Here is a 12,277-nt window from a genome sequence, read left to right as displayed (position 1 = left end):
CATGCCGGCGCCTCTGGATGGCATCCGCGTCATCGAACTGGCGCGTATCCTAGCTGGCCCCTGGGCCGGGCAAACGCTCGCCGACCTCGGCGCGGATGTCATAAAGGTTGAGGCCCCCGAGGGCGACGACACCCGCCGCTGGGGCCCGCCCTTCATCGAGGCAGGGGGCGAGCGCACCGCCGCCTATTTCCACAGCGCGAACCGGGGCAAGCGGTCGATCATCTGCGATTTCCGCACGGCAGAAGGACAGGAGACGGTACGCCGTCTGGTGGCCGATGCCGATGTGGTGATCGAGAACTTCAAGGTCGGGGGACTGGTCAAATACGGGCTGGACTATGACAGCCTTCGCAAGGTGAACCCGCGGCTGATCTACTGCTCGATCACCGGCTTCGGTCAGACTGGTCCTTACGCGCACCGCGCCGGATACGACTTCATCATCCAGGGCATGTCCGGGCTGATGAGCGTGACCGGCCCCGCTGACGGCCAGCCGCAGAAGGTGGGCGTGGCGGTGACGGATGTCTTCACCGGGGTCTATGCCGCGACCGCGATCCTTGCTGCGCTGATCCAGCGCGGGCAGACCGGGGAAGGCCAGCACATCGACATGGCGCTGCTGGACGTGGCCACCAGCATCATGGCGAACCAGGCGATGAATTATCTGGCCTCGGGCAAGCCGCCGGGGCTGATGGGCAACGCGCATCCGAATCTGGCGCCCTATGCGGTGTTCGACTGCAAGGATGGCTGGATCATCCTTGCCACTGGGAACGACGCGCAATACCAGCGCCTGTGCCGGATCCTTGGGCTGGAGGACATGGCAACCGCGCCTGAATTCCTGACCAACGCAGACCGGGTGACGAACCGTGCCGCACTGACCGAACGGATCACGGCGGCGACGAAGACCTGGGCCAAGGCCGACCTTCTGGCGGCCTGCGAGGCCGAAGGCGTGCCCGCAGGGCCGATCAACAACATGGCCGAGGTCTTTGCCGACCCGCAGGTGATTGCCCGCGGCATGCAGATCGCGCCCGGGGGCCTGCCGGGGGTGCGCAGCCCGATGACCTTTTCGGGCGCGGAACTTTCACTTGACCGCCCAGCCCCAAGGCTCGGCCAGCATCAGGACGAGGTTCTCGGTCCTCTAGGCTGACACAGCCCCCAAGATCCTGCGCCTTCGTCCTGTCGTCAGTTCACCCCGGTGATCGGGCACGAAGTCATCGTCGTGTCCCCGGGAAACGCCGCCACGCGGTTTACCTAGAGACCCAGACGGTCAAAGGCGGCATCCAGCGCCGACCAGTCCTCGATCCGCAGACGCACCACCAGCGTCAGCACCCTGGGCCGCCAGTGCGGCGGCAGGCGGGCCGCATCCTTTTCCGTCGTCACCAATTGTGCGCCGTGGGCCAGTGCCTCGGCCTCCAGCCGGCGCAGCAGGGTTTCCGACAGCATCTCGTGATCGGCCAGCGGCTCGCCGCGCACGACCTCTGCGCCCTCTGCCCGCAATGTCGCAAAGAAGCGCGCGGGGTCTGCGATGCCGGCAAAGGCAAGCACCCTTGTGCCCTGCCAATCAATGCCCATGCGCAACGGTTCCAGCACACCGCGCAGCCTTGGCACCGTGACCTGCGCGCCCCAGATCGCATCGAAGTGGGCCTGAGCCTGGGGCGAACCGATGGTCAGCACCAGATCGGCGCGCGCCAGGCCCACGGCCACGGGTTCGCGTAGCGGACCGGCAGGAATGCAGCGCCCGTTGCCGAACCCCCTTGCGGCGTCGACCACGACCAGCCCCAGCGCGGGGCGCACGGCCGGGTTCTGGAACCCGTCATCCAGAAGCACGACCGTTGCCCCGGCGGCTTCCGCCGCGCGCACTCCGGCGGCGCGATCCCTGGCCACCCACACCGGGGCGACGGCCGACAGCAGCAGCGGTTCGTCCCCTATGTCACCGGCACGGTGGCGCAGGGCATCCACCCGGACCGGCCCCTTCAGCCGACCGCCATGACCCCGGCTGACCACCTGCACCGCCTGGCCCCGTGCCGTCAGGCGTTCGACCAGGGCGAGCGTGGTCGGCGTCTTGCCCGCCCCGCCCGCCACCAGGTTTCCGATGCAGATGACCGGCACACCAGGCACATGGCCGGGGCGCCGCAGACGCCGCGCCGTTCCTGCGGCGTACAGCCATCCAAGTGGGGCCAGAAGTCGCGGCAGAAGGCCAGGACGGTCAGGCGGACGGAACCAGAATCCCGGGGCCCGCATCAGGCGGCGCCATCAGTCAGGGCGCGAATCCGGGCGAGGACCGCCTCGGTCACCTCGGCGCCATCGCTGGCCACGGCCCAGGCGGCCTGGGCCAGCCGCGCCGTCCGGTCAGGTGCCAGAAGATCGCCAAGCGCATCTCCCAGATCGCTGGCCGCGACCACCGCCCGCGTGGCCCGCGCCGCCCCGAGGCGCGCAAAGACCTGACCGAAGGCACCGGTCCGAGGACCATGCAGGATGGCCGACCCAAGTGCGGCCGCCTCCATCGGATTTCGGGTCGGACCGGGGCCATTCAGGGTGCCGCCCAGAAAGGTGATCGGGGCCAGCCGATACCAGAGCCCGTATTCGGCCGGGTTGTCGACGACGAATACCTCGATCTCGGGGTCTGGCTCTTCATCCTGCATCCGCTGGGCAACCGACCACCCCTCCTTCTCCAGACGCCGCGACAGTGCCTCCGCCCGGCCGGGATCATCGGGCATCAGGATCAGAAGCAGCCGGTGCGAATAGCGCAGTGCGGCACGATGGGCGGCAAGGACGGCAGACTCTTCCGCCTCGGGCGGACCGGCCGCAAACCAGACCGGTCGCGTGGCAAGAACCCGGGCCAGAGCCGCGCGCTCTGCCTCAAGGCAGGGTGGAGCGACACTTTCCTCTTCCATCCGGCCCGTCACCGCGACACTGGACAGCACCGCACCGGATTTGCGGAACGCGCGCGCGGCGGGCTCGTCCACGGCGCAGATGTGGGAAAACCGCGAAAGTGCCGCGCGCATCAACCCCGGATACCAGGCATCGCGGTCGCGCAGGAAAGCCGGCATCGTGGCATTGACCATCAGCAGCGGGATCCCGCGCTCTGATGCCTCGTGCAGGGCGGCAGGGCGCAATTCGCCCTCGGAAAAGACGGCGATCTCGGGGCGCCAGTGGTCAAGGAAGGCGCGGATTTCGGCGGGATTGTCCGCTGGCGGCTTCTCTTGCAGCACACCGTTCCGTCCTGGCAGCTCTGCCGGGCAGGTCAGCAGGACGGCAAGGCCGTCTTCCTCGACAAGACGCCGGGCCAGTGCCAGCATCGGGCTGGCCTGGCCGGGGTTCGGGGCGTGCAGCCAGGCAAGCCGTCCGGCAGGACGCGCGACACGCACCGCAGTCTTGCCGACCTCGCGCCGGTGTCCGAGATTATAGAGCTTCAGCCCCAGCGATGCCGGCATGGACTAGCCGCCAAGCTCCTCGGTCGGCGAACCGGATTTCTCCTCGTCACGCAGGCGGTGGATATGGGCGATGAAATAGCGCATGTGGGCATTGTCCACGGTGCGCTGCGCCTCGGCCTTCCAGGCCTGGTAGGCCGACTCGTAGTTCGGGAACATGCCGACGACGTGAATCTTCGATACGTCCCGGAAGACATTCGACTGAGGGTCCACCAACTCGCCCCCGAAGACGAGATGCAGGCGCTGGGTCATGATCGGCTCCATTCTGTGGCGCAAGGAGCCTATCCGTTTCCGCCGGCAGGGGGAAGGCTGCCACCAGACTTGCGTCACAGGTCGCAAGGGGCCACATTCGTCCTCACCCTGCCCCGGAGGCGGGATTGAGATGGAGGTATTGCCGTGGATCTTTCCTTTCTGATTGGCTGGCCCGGGGTCTATCTGGCCATCGCGCTGTTCATCATTCTCTGCATCGTCCTCGGCGTCCGCATCGTGCCGCAAAGCGAAAAGCACGTGGTCGAACGCTTTGGCAGGCTGCGGTCGGTCCTGGGACCGGGGATCAACTTCGTCGTACCCTTCCTCGACCGCGTCGCGCACAAGGTCTCGGTCCTGGAACGCCAGCTGCCCAATGCCAGCCAGGACGCCATTACCGCCGACAACGTCCTGGTCAAGGTGGAGACCTCGGTCTTCTACCGCGTGACCGAGCCGGAAAAGACTGTCTACCGCATCCGCGACGTGGACGGGGCGATCGCAACCACCGTAGCCGGGATCGTCCGGTCCGAAATCGGCAAGCTGGAACTCGACCAGGTGCAGTCCGGCCGCGCCCAGCTGATCGAGCGGGTGCGTGAACAGGTAAAGGCCATGGTTGACGACTGGGGGGTAGAGGTGACGCGGGCCGAAATCCTGGACGTGAACCTTGACGAGGCGACGCGCGCCGCCATGTTGCAGCAGCTGAACGCCGAGCGCGCCCGCCGCGCCCAGGTAATGGAGGCCGAGGGCAAGAAGCGCGCCGTGGAACTGGCCGCCGACGCCGAACTCTACGCCGCCGAACAGCAGGCCAAGGCCAAGCGCGTTACCGCCGAGGCCGAAGCCTACGCCACCGGCGTGATTGCCGGCACGATCAAGGAAAGTGGGCTGGAAGCTGCGCAGTATCAGGTCGCGCTGAAACAGGTCGAGGCCCTGCAAGCCATCGCCGTGGGCCAGGGCAAGCAGACCATCCTCGTGCCCGCCAACGTGCTGGAGGCCTTCGGCGACGCCTTCAAGATGCTGAAAGGACGGGGCTAGATGCTGCAATCCCTCGCAGACACATGGTGGGCCTGGGTGATCCTGGGCTTTGCGCTGGGCGTTCTTGAGGTTCTGGCCCCGGGCTACATCTTCCTTGGCTTCGCCATCGGCGCGGTGGCGACGGGGATCCTGGTCGGCATCGGGTTTGCCCCGTCGGGCATTGCGGCGCTGCTTCTGGTCTTCGCGGTTCTGTCGGTCGTTGCCTGGCTGGCCTTGCGTCGGGTGGTAGGCATACGCCAAGGCCAGGTGAAGATCTGGGACCGCGACATCAACGACAATCCCTGACCCCCTGCCCATGACCTTTGCGGGGGCCAAGGCTGCGCTGTTCTGCAGGGCATCGATCCTGACCTTGCGGCGCGACGACAGACCCGGGCTACCCTGGCCCGGCCTGTGGGATCTTCCCGGCGGCGGACGCGAGGGCGACGAGACGGCCGAGGCCTGCGTGCTGCGCGAACTGCACGAGGAATTCGGATTGACGCTTGCGCCGGAACGGCTGGTATGGCGACGGATGTTTCCCTCGATGACGGACGCTTCACGCATGTCGATCTTCTTCGGCGGTCATCTTCTGCCGGCCAAGGTCTCGGTCATCCGTTTCGGGGATGATGGTCTGGGCTGGTCGCTGATGTCAGTGCAGGACTTTCTCGCACGCCCGGATGTCATTGGCGAATTGCAGAGGCGGGTGCGCATTCTTCAGGCAGACTGGCACCCGACAAACGCCTGACTGGCGTCTCGCGACGCAAGGCCGCTTGCATCCGGGTTGTCGGCCGTTCCGAAGCGTGGCACCGCAAGACCATCTTGCGACCGCATCTCACAATGATCTGCGTCAACGCGGGATCGTTCCTCATCGGTCAGATTGAAAAACCTGATCCGTTCAGAGGGAGGACTGACTGATGCAATCGAAGATGGTTCTGATCGCTGCCTGCCTCGCGGGAAGCGCACTTTGCACGGCCGGCAGCGCGCAAGAGGCCGACATTGGCGCCACTCTCTATGCCGACCACTGCGCCGCCTGCCACGGAGCCACCGGCATGGGCGATGGTGACATGGCCGATGTGGTGAACGTCCCGTCGCCGAACCTCACGCTTCTGGCGAAGAACAACAGCGGTGTCTTCCCGATGCTGAACGTTCTGCATGTCATCGACGGCCGTTCGGGCCTGCGGGCACATGGCGGGACGATGCCGGTCTGGGGCCGTGTCTTCTCGGACGAGATTGGCGATACCGCCGGTCCTTACGGCAGCGTGCTGGAAGTTCGGGGCCGCGTGCTGTCGCTGGCGAAGTATCTCGAATCGATCCAGCAGTGATCGGCCGCGTGCGGGGGTCAGTGTTGGCCTGAGACTGGCCGGATCGTGTCGCCGGGCTCCAGCTTTGGGAAAAGTTCCACCTTGGCGCCGGGACTGGCCTTGCCCGCAATGATCTCGGCGGCCTTGCGGCCGATCTCAAGGCGGCAGGCGTCCATCGTGGCCAGCTTGCGCGGCAGGCCGTCCAGAAGTTCTACTCCGTTGAATCCGGCCAGCCCAATGCGGCCGGGCACATCCAACCCTTTGTCCAGGCAGTAAAGCAGCCCGCCCGCGCCGATCATGTCGTTGGAATAGTAAAGAAAATCAACGTCGGGTGTGCGGTTCAGGACGACGGCCGTCATCTCGCGACCTTTCAGCAGCGCCGAACCGCCAGAGTAGAATTCCCGATCAACCAGCTGCAGCCCTGCCTTGGCAAGGGCTTCCTCGAACCCTTCCAGCCGCTTTCTGGCGCGGTGGTCGTTCGGCATCTGCGTGCCGAGGAAGGCAATGCGGCGATAGCCCGCGGCAATGATTGCTTCGGCCATCTGCCGCCCGGCCCGCCGGTGCGAAATGCCCACGGCGTGGTCGATCGGATCACCATCGATGTCCATGATTTCGACAATCGGAATGCCTGCCCTGCGCAGCATCGCGCGCGACGCATCGGAATGTTCCAGCCCTGCCACGATCATCCCCGAGGGCCGCCAAGACAGCATCTCGTAGATGACCTTTTCCTCGCGGTCGGGCAGATAGTTGGTCACGCCGACCACGGGTTGCAGGCCGGTGCCTTCAAGCACCTCGGAGATCCCGGTCATCACCTCGGGAAAGACCATGTTGGACAGCGAGGGAATCACCACTCCGACCAGGTTTACCCGCTGGCTGGCAAGGGCACCGGCAATCTTGTTCGGCACATAGCCCAGCGCCCGGGCCGCCTCCAGCACCTTTTCCCGCGTCTGCGGCGACACATCGCCCCGATTCCGCAGCACCCGGCTGACCGTCATCTCGCTGACGCCGGATGCTTCGGACACATCGCGAAGGGTCAGGGTATGGCGCGGGTCTGACGAAGGCTTGGTCAAGGTGCTGTTCCGGCGGCTGGGGATATCTCTTGTTAACGCCAATGCCGGGGCTTGTCCAAGGTGCTTTGCCATGATAATGCTAGCGCTAACAGCCGGATAGGCTGGCCATGTCCTGCGCATCCAAGCAAGCTCTCAACCCGGATGCGTCGGACCAAGGGGGGGTAGTGGGCCAAAACTTGCCTCCCCTTTTCTTTTCACCGGTTGCCTTGCGACGGATTTCCGAGCATTCAGTGCAAAGGGCCCCGTAGCTCAACGGATAGAGCGTCCCCCTCCTAAGGGGAAGGTTGCAGGTTCAAGTCCTGCCGGGGTCACCATGCGAGGGCAGAATGGACCGACCCCCCGATATTGCCGCCTTTCTGGACAGTTCGGCACGGGCCTTGCGGGCTGCCTGCTCAGGCCAGGCGCTGCTGGCAGCTGAGAAGGTGATCGCAAGGGCGGCGATGCCGGGCCGGCCCGGGGATGGGGCAGCGCGTCTTCCGGTCTGCGACTGGATCGCCACAGCCCTGGCAGGCGCGCCTGCCGGTCGGGCTGATCTTGCCGGAGCATTCGCCGCGCTGGAAGGCCAGCTACGCTGGTACCGTCGCGGCTCGGCAAGCGAAAGCGAACCCGCGTTCTGGAACGGCCATGCCAACGCCGTGATCCTGGGCCCCGGCGGGCTGGAGACGCGCGACGATCTGTGGATCGGCGCAACCGTCATGGCGCCGAACGTCCACTACATGGATCACGAGCACCCCCCGGAAGAGGTCTATCTCTCGCTTACTCCGGGCGAATGGTGGAACAGCGCGATGGACTGGACGGACCCGGGGCCGGACGGCTTCATCTACAATCCGCCCGGCATCACGCATGCAATGCGCTCGGGCACCGGGCCCTTCCTGGCGCTTTGGTATCTGCCGCTTTGACCGGGAAGCGGCCTTCAGGCCCCTATGCCACCGGCCCCTCGGGGTTCAGAAATCCAGATTCTCCACGCTCAGCGCGTTCTGCTGGATGAATTCGCGCCGCGGCTCGACGACATCGCCCATCAGCTTCGAGAATATGTCATCCGCCTCGGCCAGATCGTCCACCTTGACCTGCAACAGCGTCCGTGCCTCGGGGTCAAGCGTGGTTTCCCACAACTGATCCGGGTTCATCTCGCCTAGCCCCTTGTAGCGTTGCAGGGTCAGGCCCTTCTCGCCCTCGGCCAGGATGGACTTCAGCAGGTCGATCGGTCCGAACACGGGCTGATCCCGCTCCTTGCGCGCAAGGCGCCCCGGCTCGCGATAGATGTCGCGGTATTGCCCTGCAATCTGGGAAAGCTTGCGCGCCTCGCCGGAACGCAGCACCGCGCCGTCCAGCGTGCGCAATTCCTCGACGCCACGCAGGATGCGGGAAAGACGGATGCCGTGGTCCTGGGTGACGCGGCCGTGCCAGCCGCGCTCGAACTCGGGCGCGATCAGGTTCAAACGCCTGGCGACCGTGTCGGCGACCAGTTGCAGATCCTCATCCGCCCGACCCGGATCGAATGCCCCAGCCAAGGCAGCTTGTTCCAGGATGGGCCTTGGGTAATGCGTGGGGAAGGCATCCAGCACCCGGCGAAACTGGCGCGCACCCTCGATCACCCTGACCAGGTCATTGCCCGCGATTTCCTGACCATCGGCCAGCCGCAACACGGCGCCTTCGGTGCCCATCTCGATCAGATAGTCGTCAAGGGCAGCCTGATCCTTCAGATAGACCTCCGATCGCCCGCGCGTGACCTTGTATAGCGGCGGCTGCGCAATGTAGAGATAGCCGCCTTCGATCAGCTGCGGCATCTGCCGGAAGAAGAACGTCAGCAAGAGCGTGCGGATATGCGCGCCATCCACGTCTGCGTCGGTCATGATGATGACCTTGTGGTAGCGCAGCTTCGAAATGTCGAATTCGTCGCGACCGATTCCGGTGCCAAGTGCGGTGATCAGCGTCCCGATTTCCTGGCTGGACAGCATCCGGTCGAACCGCGCACGTTCCACGTTCAGGATCTTGCCGCGCAGGGGCAGCACGGCCTGATTGGCGCGGCTGCGGCCCTGCTTGGCACTGCCGCCGGCGCTGTCGCCCTCGACCAGGAATAATTCCGACTTGGCCGGATCGCGTTCCTGACAATCGGCCAGCTTTCCGGGCAGGCTGGCCACGTCGAGCGCCGTCTTGCGCCGGGTCAGCTCGCGCGCCTTGCGGGCGGCTTCGCGCGCAAGAGCTGCCTCGATGATCTTGCCGACGATGACCTTGGCCGGACCGGGGTTTTCCTCGAACCATTCGGCCAGCTTCTCGTTCACCAGGTTCTCCACCGCCGGACGGACTTCGGAGGAGACCAGCTTGTCCTTGGTCTGGGAGGAGAATTTCGGATCCGGCACCTTGACCGACAGCACGCAGGTCAGCCCCTCGCGGGCGTCGTCGCCGGTGAAATCCACCTTCTCGCGTTTGGCGATGCCCGAAGACTGCGCATAGGCCGTGATCGTTCGCGTCAGCGCCCCGCGGAAACCGGCCAGGTGCGTGCCACCGTCACGCTGCGGGATATTGTTCGTGAACGGTAATACGGTTTCGTGGTAGCTGTCGTTCCACCACATCGCAATCTCGACCCCGATGCCATTGCGTTCGCCGACCATGTAGATGGGCTCGGGCATCACGGGCGTCTTGGAGCGGTCGATGTATTTCACGAACTCGCGCACGCCGCCTTCATAATACAGCTCGACCCGCTGCGGTTCGGCATGACGCTCGTCCTCCAGCACGATGCGTACGCCCGAATTAAGGAACGCCAGTTCACGAAGCCGGGTTTCCAGCGTCTTGAAGTTGTAATCGAGATTGCTGAACGTCCCGTCCGGGCGGTTGGTCTTGGCGCTGGCCAGGAAGCGCACCTCGGTGCCGCGCTTGCCGGGCGCCGGGCCTACGGGGTGCACATGCACCGTACATTCGCCGTCCTCGAACCGGGCGCGGTACTCGGTATCGTTGCGCCAGACGGTCAGCTCCAGCCATTCCGAAAGGGCGTTCACGACCGACACGCCCACACCGTGCAGCCCGCCCGATACCTTGTAGGCGTTGCCGCCCTCGTCCGTGTTGTTGAATTTGCCCCCGGCGTGCAGCTGGGTCATGATGACCTCTGCGGCGCTCACGCCTTCTTCCGGGTGCAGATCTACGGGAATGCCACGGCCGTTGTCGCGCACGGACACGCTGTCGTCGGCATGGATCTTCACAACGACCTCGGTCGCGTGTCCGGCCAGCGCCTCGTCAATGCCGTTGTCCACCACCTCATAGACCATGTGGTGCAGACCCGAGCCATCGTCGGTGTCGCCGATGTACATGCCGGGGCGCTTGCGGACCGCCTCCAACCCCTTGAGAACCTTGATGGATTCGGCGCCGTATTCGGCGGCCTTGCTGGGCTGTTCAGCCATGCGCGGGAAACCCTTGTCGTTGCCCGCGATTTATAGCGGTTCGGCCGGGCAATGTCACCCCTTGGCCACCAGATTTGGTGGTCAGACAAAGGGAATGGCCACGCCCACACCAATCAGCAGGATGCCCGAGCCCAGGTTCATCCGGCGAAGGTTTTCCGGGCTGGACAGCAGCTGCCGCGCCCGATCGAGGAACAGGGCGAGACCCAGGTTTCCGGCCATTGGGATGAGCGCCGAGATCGCGATGATGAGCGCGATGTCGACCGGCTTCAGCGTCTCGAGCGTGAAGAATCCCGGCAGCGCCCCCATGTAGAACAGGATTGCCTTTGGGTTGCCGATGACGGCCGCAAGACCGACGCTGAACCCTGCCCATATGCCGGGCCGCGTCAGGCGGCTGTCGGCATGCGGGGCAGCTGCGGGCTTGCGGACCAGCATGATCCCCATGGCCAGAAAGATCAGCGCCGCGATCCAGCGCAGTACAGACAATGCGTCGCCGTAGCTGCTGACGATCCAGGAAAGACCCAGGATTGCAGCAAGGGGCCAGACAAGGTCGCCCAGTGCCACGCCAACCGCTAGGGGCCAGGCGGCCGCCATGCCGCCCGACAGCGCCCGTGCCGTAAGCGCAACCCAGACCGGGCCGGGCACCGCCCAGAGACCGGCCATACCCAAAGCATAGAGCAGCAACTGATGAATAGAAATTGTCATTCACTTATCCATGCGCGACCCTAGAACCATCGTCGCTGTCCCTCACGGTGACCAGCTCTCCTCGCGCGCCGAGCGCATCGAAAAGCCCCGGCTCGGTCCCGGTCATCAGGGCCTGCGCACCCAGGGCGCAGATTTCGTCATAAAGCGCGGCGCGTCGGTTCATATCCAGATGTGCGGCGACCTCGTCCAGCAGCAGCACCGGTGCGTGCCCAAGATCCTGCGCCAGCGCGCGCGCGTTTGCGAGGATCAGGCTGATCAGCAAGGCCTTCTGTTCTCCGGTAGAGCATTGGTCAGCCGGGATGTCCTTTGCGGCGAAGCGCGCTGCAAGGTCGGCGCGATGCGGGCCGACCAGCGTCCGCCCGACTGCCATGTCACGGCGGCGGCTGTCAGCCAGTGCCTTCGCCAGGTCTGCGGGTTCCTCTGCGCCCTCCGGCCCGGTCAGGGAAAGCGTGGCCCATGGAAAGGCGCTGTGCGGGTCTGCCGCTGACGCGATCCGGGCAAGGGCGGCGCGGCGGTTCCGCATGATCTGTAGCCCCGCCTCGGCCATCTGCGCCTCCAGCGCGGCATACCAGGCCGCATCCGTGACCTGATCGCGGATCAGCCGGTTCCGATCCCGCATCGCCTTTTCATATGCGAGCGTTTGTTCGGCATGTTCGGGGAAGAAACTCAGCGTCATGCGGTCAAGGAATCTGCGACGTCCCTCGGCAGCCTCGATCCACAGCCGGTCCATCGCCGGAACCAGCCAAAGGATACGAATCACCCGACCCAGGCTTGCCTGAGTGGCGGCCTTGCCGTCGATCCGCACCTGCCGCGCTTCGCCCGGCGCGGCCCATGTCTCGATCTCGTGCGCACCGCCAAGGCCCCGGACCGTGGCGCTGACCTTCCATCCCAGACCCTCGGGCCGGCGGGCCAGATCCTCGGCTGCAGCACGGCGCAGGCCACGGCCAGGAGACAGCAGCGAAACCGCTTCAAGCACATTGGTCTTGCCGGCACCATTCGGTCCGACCAACGCCAAGGGACGCCCGTCCAGCACCAGGCGCGAACTGCGGTGGCTGCGGAAGTGCGAGAGGGCGAGGGTTTCGATCACCAGACCGCCCACGGAATTTCCCTTTCAGAACGGGCGTTCGGGCCGG

The 12,277-nt window shown here is 65.5% G+C and carries 13 protein-coding genes and 1 tRNA gene; 7 read left to right on the top strand and 7 right to left on the bottom strand.

Features of this window, described 5'->3' with window-relative positions; all coding sequences use genetic code 11:
* The first annotated feature begins 1 nt into the window (after position 1).
* Positions 2 to 1,138 carry a CaiB/BaiF CoA transferase family protein gene (locus EYB42_RS11025; protein WP_135450158.1) on the top strand — a complete coding sequence of 379 codons (1,137 nt, stop codon included), beginning with the start codon at positions 2 to 4 and terminating at the stop codon, positions 1,136 to 1,138.
* A 104-nt stretch (positions 1,139 to 1,242) separates the two neighbouring features.
* On the opposite strand, the gene lpxK is transcribed toward EYB42_RS11025, so the two are convergent.
* Genes lpxK through EYB42_RS11010 form a run of 3 tightly spaced genes read right to left on the bottom strand, consistent with a single transcriptional unit; the run spans position 1,243 to position 3,674 of the window.
* On the bottom strand, positions 1,243 to 2,232 hold the full coding sequence (lpxK, locus tag EYB42_RS11020) for a tetraacyldisaccharide 4'-kinase (RefSeq protein ID WP_135450157.1): 990 nt from the start codon (positions 2,230 to 2,232) through the stop codon (positions 1,243 to 1,245).
* Positions 2,232 to 3,425: a 3-deoxy-D-manno-octulosonic acid transferase gene (locus EYB42_RS11015; RefSeq protein WP_135450156.1), complete on the bottom strand. Its 1,194-nt coding sequence runs from the start codon at positions 3,423 to 3,425 to the stop codon at positions 2,232 to 2,234. Before EYB42_RS11015 ends, lpxK begins: the two co-directional genes overlap by 1 nt.
* A 3-nt stretch (positions 3,426 to 3,428) precedes the next feature.
* The gene (locus EYB42_RS11010) at positions 3,429 to 3,674 is read right to left on the bottom strand and encodes a DUF4170 domain-containing protein (RefSeq protein WP_135450155.1); all 246 of its coding nucleotides are present in this window, start codon (positions 3,672 to 3,674) and stop codon (positions 3,429 to 3,431) included.
* A 144-nt stretch (positions 3,675 to 3,818) separates the two neighbouring features.
* On the opposite strand from EYB42_RS11010, the gene EYB42_RS11005 reads away from it, so the two are divergent.
* The 4 genes from EYB42_RS11005 (at position 3,819) to EYB42_RS10990 (ending at position 5,998) form a co-directional block, all read left to right on the top strand.
* Positions 3,819 to 4,700 carry an SPFH domain-containing protein gene (locus tag EYB42_RS11005; RefSeq protein ID WP_135450154.1) on the top strand — a complete coding sequence of 294 codons (882 nt, stop codon included), beginning with the start codon at positions 3,819 to 3,821 and terminating at the stop codon, positions 4,698 to 4,700.
* Complete coding sequence (locus EYB42_RS11000) at positions 4,701 to 4,985, top strand: NfeD family protein (RefSeq protein WP_135450153.1); 285 nt, start codon at positions 4,701 to 4,703, stop codon at positions 4,983 to 4,985.
* A 10-nt stretch (positions 4,986 to 4,995) separates the two neighbouring features.
* The gene (locus EYB42_RS10995) at positions 4,996 to 5,421 is read left to right on the top strand and encodes an NUDIX hydrolase (protein ID WP_135450152.1); all 426 of its coding nucleotides are present in this window, start codon (positions 4,996 to 4,998) and stop codon (positions 5,419 to 5,421) included.
* 169 nt (positions 5,422 to 5,590) lie between these two features.
* Positions 5,591 to 5,998 (top strand): c-type cytochrome, encoded by a 408-nt coding sequence (locus EYB42_RS10990; protein ID WP_240784107.1) that lies wholly within the window; start codon positions 5,591 to 5,593, stop codon positions 5,996 to 5,998.
* A 17-nt stretch (positions 5,999 to 6,015) separates the two neighbouring features.
* Here EYB42_RS10990 and EYB42_RS10985 read toward each other — a convergent pair whose 3' ends face one another.
* Entirely contained in the window at positions 6,016 to 7,047 is a 1,032-nt protein-coding gene (locus EYB42_RS10985) for a LacI family DNA-binding transcriptional regulator (protein ID WP_256371603.1), read from the bottom strand.
* Between the two features lie 238 nt (positions 7,048 to 7,285).
* On the opposite strand from EYB42_RS10985, the gene EYB42_RS10980 reads away from it, so the two are divergent.
* Together EYB42_RS10980 and EYB42_RS10975 are read left to right on the top strand one after the other, a co-directional pair.
* Positions 7,286 to 7,361, top strand: a tRNA-Arg gene (locus EYB42_RS10980).
* Positions 7,362 to 7,373: 12 nt separating this feature from the next.
* Entirely contained in the window at positions 7,374 to 7,946 is a 573-nt protein-coding gene (locus tag EYB42_RS10975; RefSeq protein WP_135450150.1) for a dimethylsulfonioproprionate lyase family protein, read from the top strand.
* Between the two features lie 45 nt (positions 7,947 to 7,991).
* Here the strand turns inward: EYB42_RS10975 and gyrB are convergent, their stop codons facing one another.
* From gyrB to recF, 3 genes are all read right to left on the bottom strand, one after another.
* Complete coding sequence (gene gyrB, locus EYB42_RS10970; RefSeq protein ID WP_135450149.1) at positions 7,992 to 10,442, bottom strand: DNA topoisomerase (ATP-hydrolyzing) subunit B; 2,451 nt, start codon at positions 10,440 to 10,442, stop codon at positions 7,992 to 7,994.
* Between the two features lie 81 nt (positions 10,443 to 10,523).
* Positions 10,524 to 11,144, bottom strand: a complete 621-nt coding sequence (locus EYB42_RS10965; RefSeq protein ID WP_135450148.1) for a LysE family translocator — start codon at positions 11,142 to 11,144, stop codon at positions 10,524 to 10,526.
* Positions 11,145 to 11,148: 4 nt separating this feature from the next.
* The gene (gene recF, locus EYB42_RS10960) at positions 11,149 to 12,243 is read right to left on the bottom strand and encodes a DNA replication/repair protein RecF (RefSeq protein ID WP_135450147.1); all 1,095 of its coding nucleotides are present in this window, start codon (positions 12,241 to 12,243) and stop codon (positions 11,149 to 11,151) included.
* Positions 12,244 to 12,277: the final 34 nt, after the last annotated feature.

Source organism: Tabrizicola caldifontis (genome assembly GCF_004762095.1).
GTDB lineage: Bacteria > Pseudomonadota > Alphaproteobacteria > Rhodobacterales > Rhodobacteraceae > Tabrizicola > Tabrizicola caldifontis.
Note: the sequence above shows the minus strand (reverse complement) of the source record. Positions and strands in the feature narration are given on the sequence as shown.

Bases quoted from the DNA above. Each gene is read 5' to 3' on its own strand.
- EYB42_RS11025 (WP_135450158.1), top strand. From the start codon at position 2: ATGCCGGCGCCTCTGGATGGCATCCGCGTCATCGAACTGGCGCGTATC.
- lpxK (WP_135450157.1), bottom strand. From the start codon at position 2,232: ATGCGGGCCCCGGGATTCTGGTTCCGTCCGCCTGACCGTCCTGGCCTT.
- EYB42_RS11015 (WP_135450156.1), bottom strand. From the start codon at position 3,425: ATGCCGGCATCGCTGGGGCTGAAGCTCTATAATCTCGGACACCGGCGC.
- EYB42_RS11010 (WP_135450155.1), bottom strand. From the start codon at position 3,674: ATGACCCAGCGCCTGCATCTCGTCTTCGGGGGCGAGTTGGTGGACCCT.
- EYB42_RS11000 (WP_135450153.1), top strand. From the start codon at position 4,701: ATGCTGCAATCCCTCGCAGACACATGGTGGGCCTGGGTGATCCTGGGC.
- EYB42_RS10995 (WP_135450152.1), top strand. From the start codon at position 4,996: ATGACCTTTGCGGGGGCCAAGGCTGCGCTGTTCTGCAGGGCATCGATC.
- EYB42_RS10990 (WP_240784107.1), top strand. From the start codon at position 5,591: ATGCAATCGAAGATGGTTCTGATCGCTGCCTGCCTCGCGGGAAGCGCA.
- EYB42_RS10975 (WP_135450150.1), top strand. From the start codon at position 7,374: ATGGACCGACCCCCCGATATTGCCGCCTTTCTGGACAGTTCGGCACGG.
- gyrB (WP_135450149.1), bottom strand. From the start codon at position 10,442: ATGGCTGAACAGCCCAGCAAGGCCGCCGAATACGGCGCCGAATCCATC.
- EYB42_RS10965 (WP_135450148.1), bottom strand. From the start codon at position 11,144: ATGACAATTTCTATTCATCAGTTGCTGCTCTATGCTTTGGGTATGGCC.